At 61.3% G+C, this 21,173-nt stretch carries 23 protein-coding genes, 1 pseudogene and 1 riboswitch; of the genes and pseudogenes, 14 read left to right on the forward strand and 10 right to left on the reverse strand.

Annotation, left to right across the window (positions count from 1 at the left end; genetic code table 11):
• The first annotated feature begins 234 nt into the window (after positions 1-234).
• Both uraD and uraH read left to right on the forward strand, forming a co-directional pair.
• On the forward strand, positions 235-735 hold the full coding sequence (uraD, locus tag IM273_RS15115; RefSeq protein WP_193051284.1) for a 2-oxo-4-hydroxy-4-carboxy-5-ureidoimidazoline decarboxylase: 501 nt from the start codon (positions 235-237) through the stop codon (positions 733-735).
• Positions 732-1,055, forward strand: coding sequence for a hydroxyisourate hydrolase (gene uraH / locus IM273_RS15120; RefSeq protein WP_193051286.1), 324 nt, complete (start codon positions 732-734; stop codon positions 1,053-1,055). Before uraD ends, uraH begins: the two co-directional genes overlap by 4 nt.
• On the opposite strand, the gene guaD is transcribed toward uraH, so the two are convergent.
• Positions 1,035-2,351, reverse strand: coding sequence for a guanine deaminase (gene guaD / locus IM273_RS15125; protein WP_193051288.1), 1,317 nt, complete (start codon positions 2,349-2,351; stop codon positions 1,035-1,037). The genes uraH and guaD overlap by 21 nt on opposite strands.
• 101 nt (positions 2,352-2,452) lie before the next feature.
• Positions 2,453-3,949 (reverse strand): NCS1 family nucleobase:cation symporter-1, encoded by a 1,497-nt coding sequence (locus IM273_RS15130; protein WP_193051290.1) that lies wholly within the window; start codon positions 3,947-3,949, stop codon positions 2,453-2,455.
• Between the two features lie 144 nt (positions 3,950-4,093).
• Here IM273_RS15130 and IM273_RS15135 point away from each other — a divergent pair, with 144 nt between their 5' ends.
• The 3 genes and pseudogenes from IM273_RS15135 (at position 4,094) to puuE (ending at position 6,497) form a co-directional block, all read left to right on the forward strand.
• On the forward strand, positions 4,094-4,810 hold the full coding sequence (locus IM273_RS15135; protein WP_193051292.1) for a GntR family transcriptional regulator: 717 nt from the start codon (positions 4,094-4,096) through the stop codon (positions 4,808-4,810).
• A pseudogene (hpxA, locus tag IM273_RS15140) lies at positions 4,810-5,680 on the forward strand (allantoin racemase). The gene IM273_RS15135 and the pseudogene hpxA overlap by 1 nt, the downstream one beginning before the upstream one ends.
• Entirely contained in the window at positions 5,598-6,497 is a 900-nt protein-coding gene (gene puuE / locus IM273_RS15145) for an allantoinase PuuE (RefSeq protein ID WP_370551844.1), read from the forward strand. The pseudogene hpxA and the gene puuE overlap by 83 nt, the downstream one beginning before the upstream one ends.
• Before the next feature lie 42 nt (positions 6,498-6,539).
• On the opposite strand, the gene hpxZ is transcribed toward puuE, so the two are convergent.
• Genes hpxZ through hpxW form a run of 4 tightly spaced genes read right to left on the reverse strand, consistent with a single transcriptional unit; the run spans position 6,540 to position 10,099 of the window.
• The gene (gene hpxZ / locus IM273_RS15150; RefSeq protein WP_048960335.1) at positions 6,540-6,926 is read right to left on the reverse strand and encodes an oxalurate catabolism protein HpxZ; all 387 of its coding nucleotides are present in this window, start codon (positions 6,924-6,926) and stop codon (positions 6,540-6,542) included.
• Positions 6,923-8,320: an AtzE family amidohydrolase gene (locus IM273_RS15155; RefSeq protein WP_193051298.1), complete on the reverse strand. Its 1,398-nt coding sequence runs from the start codon at positions 8,318-8,320 to the stop codon at positions 6,923-6,925. Before IM273_RS15155 ends, hpxZ begins: the two co-directional genes overlap by 4 nt.
• On the reverse strand, positions 8,317-8,505 hold the full coding sequence (gene hpxX, locus IM273_RS15160) for an oxalurate catabolism protein HpxX (RefSeq protein ID WP_193051300.1): 189 nt from the start codon (positions 8,503-8,505) through the stop codon (positions 8,317-8,319). The genes IM273_RS15155 and hpxX overlap by 4 nt, the downstream gene beginning before the upstream one ends.
• A gap of 10 nt (positions 8,506-8,515) precedes the next feature.
• Positions 8,516-10,099 carry an oxamate amidohydrolase gene (gene hpxW, locus IM273_RS15165; protein ID WP_193051302.1) on the reverse strand — a complete coding sequence of 528 codons (1,584 nt, stop codon included), beginning with the start codon at positions 10,097-10,099 and terminating at the stop codon, positions 8,516-8,518.
• A 143-nt stretch (positions 10,100-10,242) separates the two neighbouring features.
• On the opposite strand from hpxW, the gene hpxU reads away from it, so the two are divergent.
• From hpxU to hpxK, 7 genes are all read left to right on the forward strand, one after another.
• Positions 10,243-11,082 (forward strand): MurR/RpiR family transcriptional regulator HpxU, encoded by an 840-nt coding sequence (hpxU, locus tag IM273_RS15170; protein ID WP_045261682.1) that lies wholly within the window; start codon positions 10,243-10,245, stop codon positions 11,080-11,082.
• 191 nt (positions 11,083-11,273) lie between these two features.
• On the forward strand, positions 11,274-12,056 hold the full coding sequence (locus IM273_RS15175; RefSeq protein ID WP_045261681.1) for a transporter substrate-binding domain-containing protein: 783 nt from the start codon (positions 11,274-11,276) through the stop codon (positions 12,054-12,056).
• A gap of 4 nt (positions 12,057-12,060) precedes the next feature.
• Positions 12,061-12,726 carry an amino acid ABC transporter permease gene (locus IM273_RS15180; protein ID WP_041912033.1) on the forward strand — a complete coding sequence of 222 codons (666 nt, stop codon included), beginning with the start codon at positions 12,061-12,063 and terminating at the stop codon, positions 12,724-12,726.
• Positions 12,726-13,382, forward strand: coding sequence for an amino acid ABC transporter permease (locus IM273_RS15185; protein WP_014883296.1), 657 nt, complete (start codon positions 12,726-12,728; stop codon positions 13,380-13,382). The genes IM273_RS15180 and IM273_RS15185 overlap by 1 nt, the downstream gene beginning before the upstream one ends.
• Positions 13,363-14,100: an amino acid ABC transporter ATP-binding protein gene (locus tag IM273_RS15190; RefSeq protein ID WP_008499843.1), complete on the forward strand. Its 738-nt coding sequence runs from the start codon at positions 13,363-13,365 to the stop codon at positions 14,098-14,100. Before IM273_RS15185 ends, IM273_RS15190 begins: the two co-directional genes overlap by 20 nt.
• A 13-nt stretch (positions 14,101-14,113) precedes the next feature.
• Positions 14,114-15,355: an alanine--glyoxylate aminotransferase family protein gene (locus IM273_RS15195; RefSeq protein ID WP_028012642.1), complete on the forward strand. Its 1,242-nt coding sequence runs from the start codon at positions 14,114-14,116 to the stop codon at positions 15,353-15,355.
• Complete coding sequence (hpxK, locus tag IM273_RS15200; protein ID WP_193051304.1) at positions 15,352-16,614, forward strand: allantoate amidohydrolase; 1,263 nt, start codon at positions 15,352-15,354, stop codon at positions 16,612-16,614. The genes IM273_RS15195 and hpxK overlap by 4 nt, the downstream gene beginning before the upstream one ends.
• Here hpxK and IM273_RS15205 read toward each other — a convergent pair.
• On the reverse strand, positions 16,580-17,581 hold the full coding sequence (locus IM273_RS15205; protein WP_045630063.1) for a magnesium transporter: 1,002 nt from the start codon (positions 17,579-17,581) through the stop codon (positions 16,580-16,582). The two genes, hpxK and IM273_RS15205, sit on opposite strands and share 35 nt — an antisense overlap.
• A 60-nt stretch (positions 17,582-17,641) precedes the next feature.
• A riboswitch (M-box (ykoK) riboswitch) is annotated at positions 17,642-17,811 on the reverse strand.
• Positions 17,812-17,965: 154 nt separating this feature from the next.
• Here IM273_RS15205 and IM273_RS15210 point away from each other — a divergent pair.
• Positions 17,966-18,469, forward strand: coding sequence for a DedA family protein (locus tag IM273_RS15210; RefSeq protein WP_028012644.1), 504 nt, complete (start codon positions 17,966-17,968; stop codon positions 18,467-18,469).
• A 1-nt stretch (position 18,470) separates the two neighbouring features.
• Here the strand turns inward: IM273_RS15210 and IM273_RS15215 are convergent, their stop codons facing one another.
• A complete protein-coding gene (locus IM273_RS15215; RefSeq protein WP_028012645.1) occupies positions 18,471-19,220 on the reverse strand; it encodes an SDR family oxidoreductase in 750 nt (249 codons plus the stop codon).
• A 100-nt stretch (positions 19,221-19,320) separates the two neighbouring features.
• On the opposite strand from IM273_RS15215, the gene IM273_RS15220 reads away from it, so the two are divergent.
• Entirely contained in the window at positions 19,321-19,680 is a 360-nt protein-coding gene (locus tag IM273_RS15220) for a helix-turn-helix domain-containing protein (protein ID WP_023335206.1), read from the forward strand.
• 1 nt (position 19,681) lies between these two features.
• Here IM273_RS15220 and IM273_RS15225 read toward each other — a convergent pair whose 3' ends face one another.
• Together IM273_RS15225 and IM273_RS15230 are read right to left on the reverse strand one after the other, a co-directional pair.
• On the reverse strand, positions 19,682-20,476 hold the full coding sequence (locus IM273_RS15225; RefSeq protein WP_028012646.1) for an SDR family oxidoreductase: 795 nt from the start codon (positions 20,474-20,476) through the stop codon (positions 19,682-19,684).
• A 125-nt stretch (positions 20,477-20,601) separates the two neighbouring features.
• The gene (locus IM273_RS15230; protein ID WP_028012647.1) at positions 20,602-21,045 is read right to left on the reverse strand and encodes a helix-turn-helix domain-containing protein; all 444 of its coding nucleotides are present in this window, start codon (positions 21,043-21,045) and stop codon (positions 20,602-20,604) included.
• Positions 21,046-21,173: the final 128 nt, after the last annotated feature.

Consider the following 21,173-nt stretch of genomic DNA (forward strand, 5'->3'; position numbering starts at 1 on the left):
TCTCCTTTTGCAGGGTGTAAAAACATTCAGCAATTTGCGTACCAGGCTGCAGAGTGGCGAAAACGGCGTTGTGGGAGGTGAGTTTGCACTGCTAAGGTGCGCAAACACGGTGAATATGCCTTTTTATGAATCAATAATTTCCTGTCCAGCCATACAGAATCGACTGTTTCACATCGGCGACAAGAGTGGCGTGGTTTGTGCAACAACCCGGAGGAGGACAATAAAGGAGACACTATGATCGCACTGCACGACTTCAATCATCTTCCTGAGAAAGAGGCTCTCGCGCTGCTCACCCCCTGCGTGGCGCTCCCCGGCTGGGCTGAGGCGCTGGTTTATGGACGGCCTTACCCGAGCCGGAGTGAATTGACGATCGCGGCGCAGGCGCTGATGCAGCGCTGGGACGAAGTGGCGTTAGCGCAAGCCCTGAGCGCGCACCCGCGCATCGGCGAAAAGCCCGCGGGTGCACAGGTTGAGGCGGCGCTGTCGCGCCAGGAGCAGGGCGCGGTGAATGACCGGGACGCGGCGCTTGCGCAGGCGCTGCGCGAGGGTAACGCCCGCTACGAGGCCCGCTTCGGCCGGGTGTTTCTGATCCGCGCGAAGGGCCGAAGCGGCGAAGACATTTTACAGATACTGAATGCGCGGCTGGAGAACAGCGACGCGCAGGAAGTTCAGGCGGCGCTGGAACAGCTGCGGGAAATTACGCTGCTGCGGCTGGAAGGAGTGATTAGCGAATGAGCACGCTCAGCACCCATATTCTCGATATTTCAACGGGCAAACCCGCCGCGGGCGTGACGGTTCACCTTGAACGGGAGGGCGAAATCATGGCGACGGGCGTGACCAACGCTAATGGTCGCATCATCGAATTTGTCCCTTTCCTGCCAGCAGGCCGCTATCGGCTGGTGGCGGAGATCGGCGGGTGGTTTCGCGCAACCGGCCGGGAGACGATCTACCCCTGCGCGCAAATTGAGTTTGTGACGGGAGAAGCGGCAGACGAGCACTTCCATCTGCCGTTTGTGATTGCGCCAGGCGGGTGGTCAACCTACCGGGGCAGTTGACCACACCCGCTCGCCGTTGACCCAGGTCTCACTGATGTTGCGCTCGTCGCCCAGGGTCATCAGCACAAATAGCTGCTCGTAGATATCCTGACAGCGGCGATTGCGCAGGCGCTGCAGCGGCGTCACGTCAGGATCGATAACCACGAAATCCGCCTCTTTGCCGGGGGCGAAGTTGCCAATCTTATCGTCCAGCCTGAGGGCGTGCGCGCCGCCCAGCGTGGCGTGATAAAACGCCTCGCTGGCGCGCAGGCGGTAGCTCTGCAGTTGGCCGACCTTGTAGGCTTCTCCCAGGGTGCGCAGCATACTGAAGGTGGTGCCCGCGCCGACGTCGGTGCCGATGCCCATCCGCACCTTGTGCTGCCAGCAGGCGGGCAGGCGAAACAGCCCGCTGCCGAGAAACAGGTTCGAGGTGGGGCAAAACGCCACCGCTGAACCGGTGTCGTGCAGGCACTGCCACTCGCTGTGGTGCAGATGGATCGCGTGGGCAAACACGCTGCGCTCGCCGGTCAGGCCGTAGTGGTGATATACGTCCAGATAGCGCTCGTGCTCCGGCCAGAGATCGTTCACCCAGGCCACTTCGTTTGGGTTTTCGCTGAGATGGGTCTGCAGCCAGGTATCCGGGAACTCCTCTCTGAGCAGGCTGACCGCGGCGAGCAGCTCGGGTGAGGACGTTGGGGCAAAGCGCGGCGTAATGGCATACCCCAGCCGACCCCGTTGATGCCAGCGCTGGATCAGCTCCCGCGTCTGCCGGTAGCTCTGCTTTGCATCTTCGCTCAGGTAGTCCGGCGCGTGCCGGTCCATCATCACCTTTCCGGCGATAAGGCGCATGTTGAGGCGCAGGGCTTCGGTAAACAGCGCTTCGACCGATTGCGGATGCAGCGTGCAAAACACCAGCGCGGTGGTGGTGCCGTTGCTCACCAGTTGGTTAATGAAAAATTCGGCGATCTCTTTCGCGTAGGCTTCATCGGCAAACTGGCTCTCCACCGGGAAGGTGTAGGTGGTTAGCCACTCCAGCAGCTGTTCGCCGAAGGCGCCGATCATCTCCGTTTGTGGATAATGAATGTGGGTGTCGACAAAACCGGGCAGCAGCAGCCTGCCGCGCAGGTCCGTGTAGCCTTTGTGGGGGTCGAGATACTGCTCGCCCTCCTGCCACGCCATGTGCGCCAGAATTTTTCCGTTCTGGATAAACAGCAGCCCGTCCTCAAGGTAGCGGGCGTGTTGGGCAATCGCGTCTGCGCTGTCGCAGACCTGGGCGATATCGAAAAATGCACCGCGTATCGCAGTCTGGTATTCCATCGTGGGTCCTGCCTTAGTGTTTGCGTAGCGGGGTGAAAAAGCTCAGCAAGAACGGTGCCAGAATGAACGGGCCGCAGATAAACTGCGGCCGGAAGGAGGGGTTACTCTTTTTGCGTCGCTACGCGGGAGCTGAACGAGGCCGCGCCTGCCGTCTCGCGCTCTTCCCGCGCCAGCCAGCGGTAGGTCACGCCGCCGAGGAAGACGCCGATAAACCAGCTGAAGTTTGCCACTTCATGCAGGGCCGGGATAAAGCCAATCACCAGACCTACGGCAACGGATGGGATCAGCGCGCCAATGGCCTTCGGGTTAAAGCCGTTGCGGTACCAGTATTTGCCCTTTGGCGTGTCGTCGAACAGATCGTCTACCGACACCTTGCCGCGCTTAATCAGGTAGAAATCGGCAATCAGAATGCCGAACAGCGGGCCGATAAACGCCCCGAGCACGTCCAGGGTGTAATGGATGAGCTCCGGCGAGTTGAACAGGTTCCACGGGGTGAGCAGGATCGAGCCGACGGCGGCAATCATCCCCCCGGTGCGGAAGCTGATCTTCTGCGGCGAGCAGTTAGAGAAATCAAACGCCGGTGAGACAAAGTTCGCGACGATGTTGATCCCGATGGTGGCGGTGATCATCGTCAGCAGGCCAATCGCCACGGCCAGATCGTTACCTACGCGGCTGACGGTTTCGATCGGGTCGGTGATCATGCGGCCAAACAGCGACTGGGTGCCGGAGACAATCACCACGGTGACGATGGAGAACAACAGGAAGTTAAACGGCAGCCCCCAGCGGTTGCCGCGGCGGATCTCACCCATGCTTTTGCCGTAGCGGGAGAAGTCGCCAAAGTTGAGCAGCGGGCCGGAGAAGTAGGAGACCACCAGCGCGGTCGCGGTGATCATCTGCCAGGTTTGCTCGCCCGCGCTCAGGGATTTGCTGGCGAGGGTGAAAGAGATCCCGTCAAAACCGGTCTTGTATACAATCCAGCCCGCAAGGGCCAGCATCACCACATAGACCGCCGGACCGGCGATATCAATAAAGCGCTTAATGGCGTTCATGCCGTGCCAGAAGACCATCGCCTGCAGGACCCACATGATGGCAAAGCAGATCCAGCCCAGCGGCGACAGGCCCAGGAAGGCACCGGTGGTAAGGCTCGCCAGAGAAGGCCAGAACTTCAGCACCACCAGCATCAGCGCGTTGGCGGCAAGCCAGGTCTGGATGCCGTACCACGCAAAGGCGATAAGCCCGCGGATCACCGCCGGAATATTGGCCCCGAAGACGCCAAACGCCTGACGGCTGATCACCGCATAGGGCACGCCCGCCATCTGGCTCGGTTTGGCTACCAGGTTGGCGCACAGCTGCACAATGCAGATCCCCATCAGCAGGCAGAGCAGCACCTGCCAGCTTGCCAGCCCGAGCGTAAAGAAGCTCGCGGCAACAACGTAACCCCCCATGCTGTGAACGTCGGACATCCAGAAAGAAAAGATGTTGTACCAGCTCCAGTTCTGGTCACGCGTCGGTGCCAGATCCTCATTGCAAAGACGTGGGCTGTAAACCGCACCGGAATCAGCGGCCGTACCCTGCTGTGCGTTTTGACTGTTTGGCATGAAACCTGCTCCTGTGAATGAAAACCCGTTGAGTGGGAGTGCAAACGGTGTTGCAGGATCCAGGCCAAAATAATAAATCTTGTATACAATATTTTATTTTTATGTATACGATTCGATAACGGAAAGTAAAATTCGGAGTGGTGAATGAACAACATAAACGCCCTGCAGACCGCGCCAGACCTGCATGACAAAGACGAAACCATCTTCCAGGCGCTGATGACCGCGATTGTCGAACATCAGCTGCTGCCGGGGAGCAAATTGCCGGAAGAGGCGCTGGTCGATGTGTTTGGCGTGAGCCGCACGGGCATCCGCAAGGTGCTTCAACGACTCGCCGCTGTGCAAATGGTCACCCTGACGCCCAAACGTGGTGCACACGTCGCCAGCCCGACGGTGGAAGAGGCGCGGCACATCTTCCGCACCCGCGCGCTGCTGGAGGTCGCTAACCTGCCGGACGTGCTGGCGCACTGTCAGCCGCCGCACCTTGCCGCGCTGGAGGCCATTATTCGTCAGGAGCAGCAGGCGCACGAGGCGTACGACGGCCCGGCGGCAATCCGACATTCCGCCAGTTTCCACATTCAGCTGCAGGCCATCTCCGGCAACCAGGTGCTGACGGAGATGGTGACAAGCCTGAGCCAGCGCTCCTCGCTGGTGATTGCTACCTGGGGCGCGCCGTGGCGTCAGGGCTGCCGCTGCAACGACCACGAACAGCTTGTAGATCTGCTGCGTCAGAAGGCGCTGCAGCCGCTAAGCGATGCCCTCATGCACCATTTTGAACACATCGTTGCCAGCCTCTGCTTCGAGCGGGCGGGCGAGTGCCTGCCTGATTTTGCCCGGCTGTTTGCCGGCCACAAGGAGTCGTAATGTCTGTCTGTATACAAGTGATCAACCCCAACACCAGCCTCGCGATGACGGAAACCATCGGCGCGGCGGCCCGCGCGGTGGCGGCACCGGGAACGGAGATCCTCGCGGTCTGTCCGGGCGCGGGCGTGCCGTCTATAGAAGGCCACTTTGATGAGGCCATCGCCGCCGTTGGTGTCCTGGAACAGATCAAAAAAGGCAGGGAGCAGGGCGTGGACGGTCACGTGATTGCCTGCTTTGGCGATCCGGGACTGCTGGCGGCGCGCGAGCTGGCGCAGGGGCCGGTTATCGGCATTGCCGAAGCTGCCATGCATATGGCGACGCTGGTCGCGACGCGCTTTTCGGTGGTCACCACGCTGCCGCGCACGCTGATTATTGCCCGCCATCTGTTGCACCAGTATGGCTTTCAGGACCACTGCGCAGCGCTGCACGCCATCGACTTTCCTGTGCTGGCGCTGGAGGACGGCAGCGGTCTGGCGCAGGAGAAGGTACGCGCGCGCTGTATACAGGCGCTGAAAGAGGATGGCTGCGGCGCCATCGTGCTCGGCTGCGGCGGCATGGCGACGCTGGCGCAGGAGCTGACCCGCGAGCTGCGCGTGCCGGTGATCGACGGCGTCAGCGCGGCGGTGAAGATGGTGGAATCGCTGGTGGCGCTGGGGCTCTCGACCAGCAAGCATGGGGATCTGGCCTTCCCGGAGAACAAACCGTTAAGCGGGCATTTTCAGGCATTGAATCCATTTTAACTTTTGGGGGTGGTATGGGGCTTTTCGAACAGGATTATCCGCGGGATCTGCGCGGCTACGCGGGCAACCCGCCAAACGCGCGGTGGCCGAATCAGGCGCGTATCGCGGTGCAGTTTGTGCTCAATTATGAAGAAGGGGCGGAAAACCACGTTCTGCACGGCGATGCCGGGTCCGAGCAGTTCCTGTCGGACATCATCGGCGCGGCCAGCTATCCGAACAAACATATGTCGATGGACTCCCTTTACGAATACGGCAGTCGCGCCGGGTTCTGGCGGATCCACAATGAATTTCAAAAACGCGACCTGCCGCTGACGGTCTTTGGCGTGGCGATGGCGCTGGCGCGTCACCCGGAGATTGTTGAGGCGATCAAGGCCGCGGATTACGACGTGGTAAGCCACGGCTGGCGCTGGATCCACTATCAGAATATGGACATCAGCCAGGAGCGCGAACATCTGCATAAGGCGGTGCAGGTTCTGACCGACCTGTTCGGCAAGCCGCCAACCGGCTGGTACACCGGGCGCGACAGCCCCAATACCCGCCAGCTGGTGGTGGAGCACGGTGGTTTTGACTACGACAGCGACTACTACGGCGATGATTTGCCCTTCTGGACGGAAGTGGCCTGCGGCGACGGCACCCGTAAACCGCACCTGATCGTGCCGTATACGCTGGATGCGAACGACATGCGCTTCGCGACCGCGCAGGGGTTTAACACCGCCGAGCAGTTTTATACGTACCTGAAGGACAGCTTTGACGTGCTGTACGAGGAGGGGGAGAGCGCGCCAAAGATGATGTCCATCGGCATGCACTGCCGCCTGCTGGGAAGGCCGGGGCGTTTTCGCGCGCTGCAACGGTTTCTGGATTACGTGCAGCAGCACGATCGGGTGTGGGTCTGTACCCGCCAGCAGATTGCCGACCACTGGCGGGAAGTGCATCCGTTTCAGAAGTAATTGTGCGATGTTTTGCCGGGTGGCGGCTGCGCCTTACCCGGTCTACACCATCAAACTCACCTGCGCCGCAACAATGCGCCACCCGTAGGCAAACCTTACCCACGTCTGCTGCTGGCGGCCAATCCGCTCCGTACCTTCACGGGTAAACTCGGTGCTGCACACGGCATAATCCTCCCCGAAGGTGGTAATCACGGTGTGGCGCAGCGTCCGCTGAAGCCCGGCAGACGGGCGCGCCGCCCTAAAGGCGCGGATTTCATCGATACCGTACAGATTTTCACCCGCCCCCAGACGCACCGTGTTTTTGTCGTGCCAGAACAGCTCGTCCAGCACGGCAATGTTGTTACTCACCAGCGCGTCTTCATAGCGATAAAACGCGGCGGTCACCTCGGCAACCACCCACGGCAGGTTAATGTCATCGTGATTGATCATGCTGCAACCTCCGCCGGGCGGGCATCGGTGATGCCGCTCTCTTCCAGCACGCGCGCGACGCGCAGGCAGGCCTGCTCGTTAAACGGCGCGGCAATCAGCTGCAGGCCAATCGGCGCGCCATGTGCGGTGCGCAGCGGAACGGTGGTCACGGGCAGGCCCAAAAATGAAATCGGCTGGGTCAGCATCCCCATGCTGGCGCGGATGGGGAGCGGCTGACCGTTAATCTCCATGGTTTGCTCGCCGATCCGCGTGGCGCTGCGCGGCGTCGCGGGGGCGATCAGCACGTCGGCCTGGGCAAACAGTGCGTGAAACGCCTGCCGCGCCTGCGCGCGGAACCGCTGGGCCTGAATATACCAGGCGGAGGGGACCATCGCGCCTGCCAGCAGTCGCTCGCGGGAGTGCGGCTCAAAGCGCTCGGGCTCGCGGCGAAGCGCGGGCAGGTACTGATTTCCCCCTTCGGAGGCGCTGATGATAAACGCCGCGGAGCGCGCCAGCTCGGCGTCCGGAAACTGCAGCTCATCCTGCACGTCGAGCGCCTTCGCCACCCGCGCCACGGCGTCTCTGGCCTGTGCGTCGCACCAGGTGGTGAAGTAGCCGCCGAGCACCGCGCAGCGCAGGCCGTCAAGCCCGCGGTCTAGCAGGGGGCGCGTCTGCTCGCGCGAGCTCTCTGCCTGAAAACGGTCGCTGCTGTCCCGGCCCTGCAGCGCGTCGTACACGGACGCCAGGTCGCACACGCGGCGGGCGAAGGGGCCGATATGATCCAGGCTCGCGACAAACGGATGGCTGCCGGATCGTGACAGGCGGCCAAAGGTGGGCTTGAGACCATAGATGCCGCACAGCGAGGCCGGAACGCGAATCGACCCGTTGGTGTCGGTGCCGAGCGAAAAGTGCACCAGCCCGGCGGCTACGGCGGCGGCTGAACCGCCAGAAGACCCGCCCGCAATGCGCGTCAGGTCGTGCGGGTTACGCGTCGCGCCGTAGTGGCTGTTCTCGGTGGTAAAGCCGTAGGCGTAGGCGTCCATATTCACCATCCCGGACAGCAGCCCGCCCGCGCTGCGCAGCTGGCGCACGGCGAAGCTGTCAGCGGCCGCAGCGGGGCGCTGGCTGAACAGCTCGGCGCCCGCGAGGGTGGTGTGTCCGGCAACGTCGAACAGGTTTTTCACCGCGTAGGGCACGCCCGCCAGCGGCGGCAGGGGGCGCTTTTCGCGGCGCAGGGTGTCGATGTTCTCGGCCTCGGTGAGCATGCGTGCTTCCGTCACGGTGGTCCAGGCATTGATCTGCGGATTAACGCGCCCAATCGCCTCCAGCGTCTGGCGGGCAATCTCATGGGCGCTCAGCTCGCCCGCGCTCAGCGCCTGTTGAATGTCGCTGATACTCATCTCGTGTAGCGTCATGCTTTATACACTCCTGCGATCTCCAGACGGTCGTCGAGCGGCAGCGCCATCAGCGGGGCGGCCATGCTGGCAATGCGGCTGAACTGCAACTGCAGCTCGGCGCGGCGTGCATCGTCCAGCGTCACGCCGAGCACGGACTCCATTTGCGCAAGATACTCCTGCCAGTCGGGTTGTTGTGTCGTCATTGTTTTCTCCTCAGTATCCTGCGGCCGCGCCGTTGCTGCGCGGGTCAAACGCCCCTTCAAACAGCCCGTTGGGGTGGCGGACAATCGCGCCCGCGTGGCCCATCGCTTCACTGAAGTCAGGGAATATTTCTACCTCATGTCCGAGTACCTGAAGCCGTGAGACCGTCTCTGCGGTAAAGCGTCCTTCCAGCTTTAACGTGTCTGAGGTTTGTCCCCAGGTGCGCCCCAGCAGCCAGCGCGGGCGGGAAATGCTTTCCTGCAAGGGCACGCCCTGAACCACGTAGCGGGTAAAGAGCGCGGCCTGGGTTTGCGGCTGTCCGTCACCGCCCATCGATCCGTAGACCATTACGCGCCCGTCCTTAAGACGCGCCGCCGCCGGGTTCAGGGTATGGAAAGGCTGTTTGCCCGGCGCGAGGGCCAGAAGATGAGCGGGGTCGAGGCTGAACGACGCTCCCCGGTTCTGCCAGACGATGCCGGTATCGGGCAACACCACGCCGCTGCCGAATTCGTGATAAATACTCTGGATAAACGACACGGCAAGCCCGCTGTTATCCATCACCCCCATCCACACCGTATCGCCGGGCCCTTTTCCGGTTCCCCACGGCGCGGCGTGGCCGTCGTCAACCCTGTCGGCAAGCGCCTGCAGGGCGGCGGGATCCAGCAGTTTCTGAATCTCGGTTTTCAGCTCACGCGGGTCGGTAATGTGGGCATCGCGCAGGCCAAAGGCCAGCTTGGTGGCTTCAACGATGCGGTGAATGGTGTCCGCGTCGTCGGCCTCCGCCATATTCAGGCGGTCGGTGATGCCGAGTATCGCCAGCGAGACCAGCCCCTGCGTCGGCGGGGCGTGGTTAAAGATCTCCCCCTGCTGATGCTGCAGCTTCAGCGGCGCGGTGCGCCGGGCAACGTGCGCGTTAAGATCGGCCAGCTTCACGGGCATGCCCAGCGTCTCCATACCGTGCGCCAGCACGTTCGCCAGCGGGCCGCGATAAAAGCTGTCCAGACCGTCCTCTACGAGGCGCGTCAGGGTTGAGGCCATGGCGGGCTGGTAAAAACGGCTCCCGACCTGCGGCGGCTTACCGTTCACCAGCCACGTTTCCGCGAAGCCGGGGATGGCCTTCAGTTCGTCGAATTTACTGGCCGTGGCATGGGCCTGTGAGGCCGTGACCGGGGTGCCGTTTTGCGCATAGTCAATGGCGTCAGCCAGCAGGCGGGCCAGCGGCAGCGACTTGCCGGTCATCTCGCGGGAGACTTTCAGCGCCTCGTCCCAGCCGCTCACCGTGCCGGCGACGGTTAGCGCCGCCTGCGGTCCGCGATGAGGAATGTGCGTCTGCCCGTCGTAGGCGGCAAGCGTCGCGCGCGATCCCGCCGCGCCGCTGGCGTCAATGGCGATGGGGTCGCCTTCTGGCGGCACGATAAGCCAGAAGCCATCGCCGCCCAGCCCGTTCATGTGGGGGTAAACCACGGCGATGGTGGCCGCCGCCGCGACCATCGCTTCAATCGCGCTGCCGCCTTCGCGCAGCACCGCCAGCGCGCTCTGGCTGGCAAGATGGTGGGGCGCAACGGCCATGCCGTGCGTGGAGACGTTGCTTTGCATGAGAAGTCCTCGTAATACTGAAAGTCACAAGGCGCTGCAAAAGCTGTTCCAGTTCTGAAAGAAAAGTTTCAGTAAACTGGCACGTATAATGAATACGTATAAAGAAAGGTATAATGTGATGAAACAAAAGTTACAGAGGCGCTATGGAACAACTGGATGAACGTCTGAAAGCACAATACCCGTCGCTGTCGCCGCAGGAGCAACGGGTGGCAGACTTTATATTCGACCATTTTGACGACCTGATCAGCTACAACAGCGCCGAGCTGGCGCAGCTGAGCGGAGTGTCGAAAGCCACGGTCAGCCGCCTGTTTAAGCGTCTGGGCTATGAGAAATATAAGGATATGCGCGACGAGCTGCGCACCCTGCGCCAGAGCGGGATGCCGCTCACCGATAACCGCGACGCGGTGCAGGGCAACACGCTGCTGGCGCGCCACTACAAGCAGGAGATGGCGAACCTGACCCAGTGGGTCAATGCCCTTGACGCGCAGCAGTTTGCCGACGCCATGGCCTGCATGGTCAAGGCGCGGCGCATCGTCATTATCGGCATGCGTAACGCTTATCCGGCGGCGCTCCACCTGCGCCAGCAGCTGCTGCAGGCGCGCGGTCAGGTGCTGGTGCTGCCGCAGCCGGGGCAGAGCCTAAGCGAGGAGCTGGTGGACCTAACGCCGGACGATCTGGTGGTGATGATGGCTTTCCGCCGCCGCCCGCGCATCATTCGTCCGTTAATGCAGCAGCTTCAGAGTAGCGGTATTCCGGTGCTGCTGATGTGCGAGCCGCAGGCCCATAGCCTGTTTCCGCTGGCGAGCTGGCAGCTCTGCGCCCCGCTGGACAGCGTCTCCGCCTATGACAGCTACTCCTCCGTCAACAGCCTGATCAACCTGCTGGCAAACGCCTTCCTGCATGACATTCTCGATAAAGGCCGCCCGCGCATTCACGAGATTGCCTCCCTCTACCAGCAGCTGGACGAACTCGAACAACGATAATGGGGCATCAGACTGGTGCTTTGCATTGAAATGGTGCAAATGAACGGGGCGAAAATAGAGAGTATTTTCGCCCCGTCCGCGTTTTATCAGGCTTTAAGAGAAAATTCCCCGCTTCGCCTTATCTGGCACATTAGTTGCAAAATCACATTCAAAGAATCTTTTGTTTCATGTTAACGTTACGGGGAAGCACCATGAAAAAACTGTTTATTGCACTGGCCGGGGCCGCCTGTCTCTTCACTCAGCTGCCGGCAAAGGCTGACCAGCTTCAGGATATCGAGAAGCGCGGCACCATTCGCATTGCCGTTCCGCAGGATTTCCCGCCGTTTGGCTCGGTAGGGACCGATCTGCAGCCGCAGGGCTACGACATAGACATGGCGCGCTATCTGGCGAAACAGATGAAGCTCAAGCTGCAGCTGGTGCCGGTGACCAGCGCCAACCGCGTGCCGTACCTGCAAACCGATAAGGTGGACCTGGTCATTTCCAGCCTCGGTAAAAACCCGGAGCGCGAGAAGGTGATCGACTTCAGCCGCGCCTACGCGCCGTTCTTCCTCGGCGTGTTTGGCCCGAAAGGCGCCGAGCTGAAGGACGCCGCCGCGCTGAGCGGAAAAACCATCGGCGTGACGCGCGGGGCGGTGGAGGACATGGTGCTGACCGGCCTGGCACCGAAAGATGCCAACGTGAAACGCTACGAAGACAACAACACCACGCTCTCGGCCTACCTCTCCGGCCAGGTGCAGTACGTGGCGACCGGCAACCTCGTGGTGGCGGCCATTTCGCGCCAGAACGCGGATAAAGCCCCGGTGCCGAGCTTTATGCTGAAAGACTCACCGTGCTTTATCGGCCTGAAGAAGAACGAACCGGCCCTGAAGGCGAAAGTGGATGCGCTGATTGAGCAGGGCATCAAGGACGGCACGCTGAACGGCCTGTCCGAGCAATGGCTGAAGGCCCCGCTGCCGGCAAACCTTGGCGCCTGAGCCGATGACGGAGCAACTTGATTTTTCAGCCCTCTGGCCGCACTGGCCGGAGCTGCTGGCGGGATTATGGGTCACCATTCAGCTGACGGTAATGGCAACCGTCGGTGGGCTGGCAATCGGGATTTTCGGCGCGGCGATCCGCAGCGGACGCACCACCTGGTACAGCCGGATCTGGGGCGGCTACGTGGAGATCATCCGCAACACGCCGTTTGTGGTGCAGCTGTTTTTCATCGTCTTCGGCCTGCCGAATCTTGGCCTGAAGATGACGGCGGGGGAGGCGGCGCTATTGGCAATGGTGGTGAACCTGGGCGCGTACAGCACCGAAATTATCCGCGCGGGCATTCAGGTCACGCCGAAAGGACAGTGGGAGGCGGGGCGCGTGCTGGGGCTGACCCGTCTGCAGACGTTTATTCGCGTGGTGCTGCCGCCCGCGCTGCAGCGCATTTATCCGGCGCTGGTGAGCCAGTGCATCATCGTGATGCTCGGCTCGTCGGTGGTGTCGCAGGTCTCGTATGAAGAGCTGACCTTCGCCGCTAACCTGATCCAGTCCAGAACGTTTTTGAGCTTTGAGGTCTATCTGGTGACAACCGGGATTTACTTAGCGCTGTCGATTACCCTGCGCCAGCTGATGATGGCGGCAGGACGCAAATGGCTGGGGGTGCAGGCATGATGACCACCTTTACCGACTGGGACATTATTCGCAACCTGCTGCTGGCCGGACGCTGGACGGTACTGCTGTCACTGGTGGCGTTTGTCGGCGGGGCGGTGGTAACGCTGCCGCTCCTGCTGCTGCGCCTGACGGGCGGGCGCACGGTGAAGCGCATTATCCGCGGCTATATCGAGCTGTTTCAGGGCACCCCGCTGCTGATGCAGCTGTTCCTGGCCTTCTTCGGCGTGGCGCTGTTCGGCATCGACGTTTCACCGTGGACCGCCGCCTCGCTGGCGTTAACCTTCTACACCAGCGCATTTCTGCTCGATATCTGGTACGGCAGCATTCGCGCCCTGCCGAAGGGACAGTGGGAAGCCTCGCGCTGCCTGGGCCTGACCTTCGGCCAGACCCTGTTTCGCGTGGTCGCTCCTCAGGCGCTGCGCATCGGCATCGCCCCGACGGTGGGCTTTGCGGTGCAGGTGATCAAAGGTACCGCGCTGGCGTCGATTATCGGCTTCATCGAGCTGACCAAGGCCGGCACCATGCTGACCAACGTGACCTATCAGCCGTTTAAGGTCTTTGCGCTGGTGGCGCTGGGCTACTTTATTCTGTGTTATCCGCTGTCGCGCTACAGCCGCTATCTGGAGACCAAATTCAATGCCTCTCATCACCATTAATCAGGTGCAGAAGTACTACGGCGATAACCACGTGCTCAAGGGCGTCGATCTGGATATCGATATGGGCCAGGTGATCTCCATTATCGGGCGCAGCGGATCGGGCAAAAGCACGCTGCTGCGCTGCATCAACGGCCTGGAAGGGTATCAGGACGGAAGCATCAAGCTGGGCGGCATGACCATTACCGACCGGGATTCTCAGGCGCGCGAAATCAGCCGCTCGGTCGGGATGGTGTTCCAGAGCTTCAACCTGTTCCCGCACATGACGGCGCTGGAGAACGTGATGCTCGCCCCGCGTCGGGTGCTGAAGAAAAGCGCCGCCGAATGCCGCGAACTGGCCCAGCGCATGCTGGAGAAAGTGGGGCTTGGCGATCGTCTGGATTACTACCCGTCGAGCCTCTCCGGCGGCCAGCAGCAGCGCGTGGCGATTGCCCGCGCGCTGGCGATGTCGCCTAAAGTTTTACTCTGCGACGAGATCACCTCCGCGCTTGACCCGGAGTTGGTGGGCGAAGTGCTCAAAGTGCTGGAGCAGCTGGCGGCCGAGGGGATGACCCTGATTCTCGTGACCCATGAAATGAATTTTGCCCGCGAAGTGGGCGACCGCGTGGTGTTTATGCACCAGGGGAAAGTCTGGGAGCAGGGCGACAGCAAAACGCTGTTCGCCAACCCGCAGACCACGGAACTGAAGCAGTTCATCTCCTCCGTGCGCGGCCTCAACTGATAAGGACTTAACAATGGATATCGCACACTTTCCGCAAATCAACCCGCCCCAGCGCCTGCTGATGGGGCCGGGGCCGATCAACGCCGACCCGCGCGTGCTGCGCGCTATGTCGAGCCAGCTGATCGGCCAGTACGATCCGGCCATGACCCATTACATGAACGAGGTGATGACGCTCTATCGCGGCGTGTTTCGCACCGAGAACCGCTGGACGATGCTGGTGGACGGCACCTCCCGGGCGGGGATTGAAGCCATTCTGGTCTCCGCCATCCGCCCCGGAGATAAAGTGCTGGTGCCGGTCTTTGGCCGCTTTGGACACCTGCTGTGCGAAATTGCCCGCCGCTGCCGCGCGGAGGTGCATACCATCGAGGTGCCGTGGGGCGAGGTGTTCACCCCGGACCAGGTGGAGGATGCGATTAAGCGTATTCGTCCGCGCCTGCTGCTGACCGTGCAGGGCGACACCTCCACCACCATGCTGCAGCCGCTCGCGGAGCTCGGCGCCATCTGCCGCCGCTACGACGTGCTGTTTTACACCGATGCCACCGCGTCGCTCGGCGGCAACGCGCTGGAGACCGACGCATGGGGGCTGGACGCCGTCTCGGCCGGGATGCAGAAGTGCCTCGGCGGCCCGTCGGGCACGTCGCCGATTACCCTGAGCGCGCGCATGGAGGAGGCGATCCGCCGCCGCAAATGCGTTGAGGAGGGCATTCGCACCGACGCCCACAGAGACGGCGATGAGGAGATGATCTACTCCAACTACTTCGATCTCGGCATGGTGATGGACTACTGGGGGCCGGAGCGCCTCAACCACCACACCGAAGCGACCACCGCGCTGTTTGGCGCCCGCGAGTGCGCGCGTCTGATCCTGCAAGAAGGGCTGGATAACGGCATCGCCCGCCACAGGCTGCACGGCGATGCGCTGCTGAAGGGCATTCAGGCGATGGGGCTGGAGACCTTTGGCGATCTGAAGCACAAGATGAACAATGTGCTGGGCGTGGTCATCCCGCAGGGCATCAACGGCGACCAGGTGCGTAAGCTGATGCTGGAGGATTTCGGGATTGAAATCGGCACCTCGTTTGGCCCGCTGCACGGCAAGGTGTGGCGCATTGGCACCATGGGCTATAACGCGCGCAAGGACTGCGTGATGACCACCCTGAGCGCGCTGGAGTCGGTGCTGAACTACCTGAAATTCACCACCACGCAGGGCGCGGCGATGCAGGCCGCGTGGGACCACTATCGCCGCGAGACGCCGCAATGAGCCCGGCGGCAGAACGGGTGATGGCGCGCGCCGACGCGCTGGCCGCCATCAGCGAAACCCCGGATGCGCTGACCCGGGTCTATCTCTCGGTGCAGCATCTTCAGGCCAACCAGCTGGTGGGGCAGTGGATGAGCCAGGCGGGCATGACCGTCTGGCAGGACAGCGTGGGCAACATCTGTGGACGCTATGAGGGGGCGCAGGAAGGGGCGCAGTCGGTGCTGCTTGGATCGCATCTGGATACCGTGCGCAACGCGGGACGCTACGACGGCATGCTCGGGGTGCTCACGGCCATTGAAGTGGTGGACAGCCTGCATCAGCAGGGGGTGCATCTGGCGCAGGCCATCGAGATTGTCGGCTTTTGCGATGAAGAGGGCACCCGCTTCGGCATTACGCTGTTAGGCAGCCGGGGGCTGACGGGCACCTGGCCGCAGGGCTGGCTGGAAAAAACTGACGCCAGCGGCATCAGCGTGGCGCAGGCGATGACACAGGCGGGGCTCGATCCTGCCCGCGTGTCGCATGCCGCAAGGCGTCAGGAAGATTTCAGCGCCTATCTCGAGCTGCATATTGAGCAGGGGCCGTGCCTTGAGCAGGAGGCGCTCGCGCTTGGCGTGGTGGAAGCCATTAACGGCGCCCGTCGCCTGAACTGTCGCTTCACCGGCGAGGCCGGACATGCGGGAACCGTGCCGATGCTCCACCGCAGGGACGCGCTGGCCGCCGCCGCCGAGTGGATGGTTATCATTGAAAACGCTACCCGACAGCAGGGCGGCAATCTTGTGGCGACGGTCGGGGAATTGCGCTGTCTGCCGGGAGCGGTGAACGTGATCCCCGGTGAGGTTCAGCTCTCGCTCGATATTCGCGGCCCGCAGGATGCACTGCTGGACAGGTTGCTCAACGACCTGCTGGAACATGCCCGGGCGATCGCATCGCGCCGCGGGCTGGCATTTAGCGCCGAGGAGTTTTACCGCATTGCCGCCACGCCGTGCGATCTGCACCTGCAGAACGTGCTGGGGGAGGCCGTCAAATCGGTACAGGGACGCTCGCTGTCGATGCCCAGCGGCGCGGGCCACGATGCGATTGCCATCGCGGAACGCTGGCCGGTGGGCATGCTGTTCGTGCGCTGCAGGGGCGGAGTCAGCCACCACCCGGCGGAATCGGTGATGGCTGAGGATGTTGCGCTGGCGATTGAGGCGTTTTCGCGTGCGGTGATTCAGCTGGCGGATCGCGTTACTCCAGCCCCAGCGTATACTGCGCGATCTTAAAGTAGATAATCAGCCCGGTACCGTCGATAAGCGTCGCGATAAACGGCGCGGAGACGACCGCCGGGTCAATGCCGCAGCGCTTGAGCACCATCGGGATCACTGACGACACAATCGCGCTCCAGAGCGTAATGCATACCAGCGTCAGGCTGACGATAAGCGTGATTTCCAGCCCGATACCCATCATCCAGGCGCGGATGCACCCGGCAATACCGAGCGTCACGGCAATCATCAGCGAGGTGGTCATCTCTTTGCGCAGCACGCGGCCTACGTCGCGCAGATGCACTTCACCCAGCGCCATGGCGCGCACCAGCGTGGAGGTGATCTGCGTTCCGCTGTTGCCACCCGTGCCGATCAGCAGCGGAATAAAGAACGCCAGCGCGATGGCAGACTCCAGCGCCTCTTCGAAGTGCTGGATCACCGAGCTGGTGTAGGCTTCCGCGACAAACAGCAGCAGCAGCCATACGGAGCGTTTCTTCCACAGGCTGAAGGCGCTGGTTTCCAGATAGGGCTTCTCCAGCGGCAGCGTCGCCCCCTGAAGCTGGGCGTCTTCGGTGACGTCATCTTCCAGCAGATGGGCGATTTCGCGCTCGGTCAGGCAGCCGACGAGCTTGCCGTGGGTCACCACCGGCACGACGTCCGCGTCGCCGTGGGCCAGAAGTCCGGCGACATCGGCTCGTTCATCTTCCGGTTTGACCTGCAAAAACTGCGAAATCATCAGGCTTTTAATTGGCTGCACGGTATCCGTGACTTGCAATAATTTGCGTACCGCAATCATGCCCGCCAGGCGTCCATGGTCTTCAATAAAAATATGCGACGGAATATCATCGTCTTTTAATTTTTCGAAGAATTGCTCGCGCGCCAGCGCCACGCATAATGAAACGTCGAGGACAATAAAATCGGTATTCATATATTGCGCGACCGCGCTGTCATTGAATGCCAGGTTGTGGTTGTGAATAGCGTAAGACATAGTGAATTCCCTTTGAATAATAAAATCTCTCAGGGGCGAGCAAGACAGGGCATGTCGGAAAGGAGATCCCCACGTCCTGGGTTCAGCACTGTACACCGTATCCCGCAAGGGAAGTTATACTGACAAAGCCTTGATTCGACAGTGCCTGTTTTACCCTGTGCCGGTTCTCTCGAACCCACCAGAGCGATAACGTGTATTTGTACAGGAGCCTCGCCATAACGAGATCGTTGTAAAGCGTGAGGAATAATACGCTTGTTTAAATTTATCGCTCAGGAAATTAAATAATGTTTAAGGAAGGTTTAGGTAAATCTTATTAATAAAATGTTGAGGGTTTATTTAAGGTTATTCCTTTTAAATGGAGGATTAATTAACGGGGGAAGGAAAATGGCGTGGTTTGATAATCTGCTGAATCATTTTGCGCTTTATCCGGCACATCTGTTCGCGCTGTTATTCGTAATGGCGCTGAGCAAGTCGACGGTGCTGATCTCCTCCGTGCTGCCGCCCGCCTCGGTGATGCTGCTGGCGGGCATCGGCGTCAGCCAGGGGAGCATGCACCCGGCGCTGGCGTGGCTCGCCGTGGTGCTGGGGGCAACGGCGGGATCGGTGCTGAACTACCATATCGGCCAGCTGATGGGGCACACCCGGCTGGTCGCGCGCTTTACGGCGAAGCATGCCGCTACGTTTTTACGGGTTCAGCATCAGCTGCAAAAAAACGGTGTCATCGTACTGTTTACGTCACGCTTTCTGGCGGTGTTGCGTTATGTCGTGCCGCTGGCGGCAGGGATGCTCAGGCTGAACGCCGTCAAAGTTTACGTCGTCAGCCTGCTTTCCGCCTGTGCATGGGCGGCGCTGTATGTCGGTGCGGTCACCGGCATCAGCGCCTTTTGAGTTACAGACTCCCCATTCCGCCGTCCACCAGCAGCTCCGTTCCTACCGTGTAGCTCGACTCGTCGGACGCCAGATAGAGCGCGGCTTTTGCCAGCTCCGTCGTCGAGCCCATTCTGCCGAGCGGCACCAGCTTGATGATCTCCGCCATCATCGCGTTAAGCGTCTCTTCGCTTAAGCCCGTCTTCGTAAATGCCGGCGTTTCCACCGGACCGGGGCTCAACCCGTTGACGCGGATCCCGCGCGGCAGCAGCTCCGCCGACAGCGTACGCGCCAGCGACAGGAGGGCGGCCTTGCTCGCGGCATACACGCTGCTGGTGGGCAGGCCGATGCGTGCGCTCACGGAGCCGCAGAGGATCACCGACGACGGGTTATTCAGCAGCGGCAGCAGCGCCTGAATTAAAAAGAACGGTCCCTTCAGGTTGATGCCCATCAGGCGGTCCCACGCATCCTCCTGCCAGGCTTCCAGCGGCGCGTGCGTCACGTCGCCAGCGTTGAGAAACACCGCGTCCAGGCGTGGCCAGCGGGCGGCGAGGGTTTCCGCCAGCGCTTTTTGCGACGCGATATCGCCTGCGTCGGTTGGGATCACCCAGGCCTTATCGCCCAGAATGCGCTCTGCTTCGGCGAGGGTGTCCGGGTTGCGTCCGGTCACGGCGACGCGCGCGCCTTCGGCGATAAACGCCTGCGCGGTGGCAAGACCAATGCCGCTGGTGCCGCCGGTAATCAGCGTATATTTATCGGTTAAACGACCCATGTTCTTCTCCTGAAATGTCACTGGAGAAAGCACTATAGAAACGTTAGTATCGAAAGGAAACCAGGTACCAAATGGATACTAACGAGGCAAGAGGTGTGCTATGGCAGAAATGCTGGAGGTGTGCTGCGAAAAAAAATCTGAGGCGTATACCTGCCCGATGACGCAGTTTGTCAACCTGATATCCGGTAAGTGGGCGATCCCCATTCTCTATCGCCTGATTGTGTTCAACACGCCCGTACGCTTTGGCGATCTGCTGCGTGCCGCTGCCCCCATCACGCAGAAAGAGCTGACGAAGCAGCTCCGCCTGTTTGAGCAGCGCGGGCTGGTGACGCGGACGGTCTACCCGGAGATCCCCCCGCGCGTGGAGTATCAAATTACCGAGCTGGGGTTAACCCTCCAGGATGCGCTCTCGCCGCTGGCCGCCTGGATGAGCGAGTACGGCGACCAGCTTGAGCGTTAGGCTACTGTTTAACGTAGCGCGGTGCCGGAACCCCGGTGCGCGCGCTGTTAAACAGCTCAAGGCGCGCCGCTTCGTAGCGATCCCACAGGGCGGCGTCATGCATCGGCGGAATAGTGATCTGTTCGCCCTGATCCAGACCCGCCAGTGACGCATCGACCATATCGTCGGTAGTCATCACCGACCCTTCCGGCAGATCGTTCACCGTAACCCCTGAATGGCTCCAGATCTCCGTCGCCGTCGCGGCGGGCAGCACGGCCTGAATGCGCACGCTGCTATCGGCAAATTCTTCCTGCAGTCCGCGGGTAAAGCTCAGTACCCAGGCTTTGGTGGCGCTGTACAGCGCGCTGCCCGCACGGACATGGAGCGATAACACCGAGGCGATATTGATCAGCGTCCCGCGATTGTTCTGCGCCAGGCGGGGCAGGATGGCGTAGGTCAGACGCATCAGCGCCGTGGTGTTGAGGGTGTTGATGGCCTGATGCTGCGCCACATCGCCCGCGAGGAACGGGGCCATCTGCGCGGTGCCCGCGTTGTTTACCAGCGTATCGATGGCGGTATTGTGGCGCAGTTCATTTTCCACGGCGCGGATCCCGGCTTCATCGCTGAGATCGGCCACCAGTATAGCGACGGCCACGCCATAGCGCGCGCGCAGGTCGGCGGCGAGGGTTTTCAGGCGATCCTCGCGGCGGGCGACCAGGACCAGGTTAGCGCCGCGCGCGGCCAGGCGATCGGCATAGACGGCCCCGATCCCGGAAGAGGCGCCGGTAATTAAGGCGGTGGTGATTTGCGTAGTCATCGTATGTTACCTCAAAGCAAAGTGGGTTATCTGGTTTCAATATGAAACTGAATTAACTCTCTGCTATTTGGTTTTATAATGCAACCATTTTGCCGGGCATTTTGTGCTTTTGCCGTTGGGAACGATCAGGAGGGGAGTTTAGCCACGATCTCTTCTGGCGTCAGCTCGCGCCCATCGTCGGCGATAAGCGCCAGTTTACGCAGGGGTTTGCGCTGTTCGCTATCGACGAGAACGGTGCCGCATTCGTTTTCCGCGAACAAAAATTCATTGCCCCACTGGGAGAGAGCAACCAGCACCGTCTGGAGCGCGCGTCCCTTGTCGGTCAGAACGTATTCCTGCCATGCGCTGCCGTCGGAGGCGGGCTGAAGCCGGAGGATGCCTTCATCGACCAGCAGCTTCAGCCGCGAGGTGAGCATGTTTTTTGCGATACCGAGGCTTTTCTGAAACTCGCCGAAGCGTTTAATCCCGCGCAGCGCGTCGCGAACGATCAGCAGCGACCACCAGTCGCCAATGATATCCAGCGAACGGGCGACGGGGCAGGTGCTCTCTTCAAGGCGGGTGCGTTTCACGGTCAGGTCTCCGGTGGGGTGTGGTTTTATTATAAAACTAATTAGCGCCCACCGTAAGCACGTTAATCATCAGTTTGAGAAATGCTTCCCGAAAAAACTGTCACGAATCTGTCACACTCACTGGAACA

The sequence above is a fragment of the Enterobacter cloacae complex sp. P13B genome (genome assembly GCF_014895915.1).
GTDB lineage: Bacteria > Pseudomonadota > Gammaproteobacteria > Enterobacterales > Enterobacteriaceae > Enterobacter > Enterobacter bugandensis.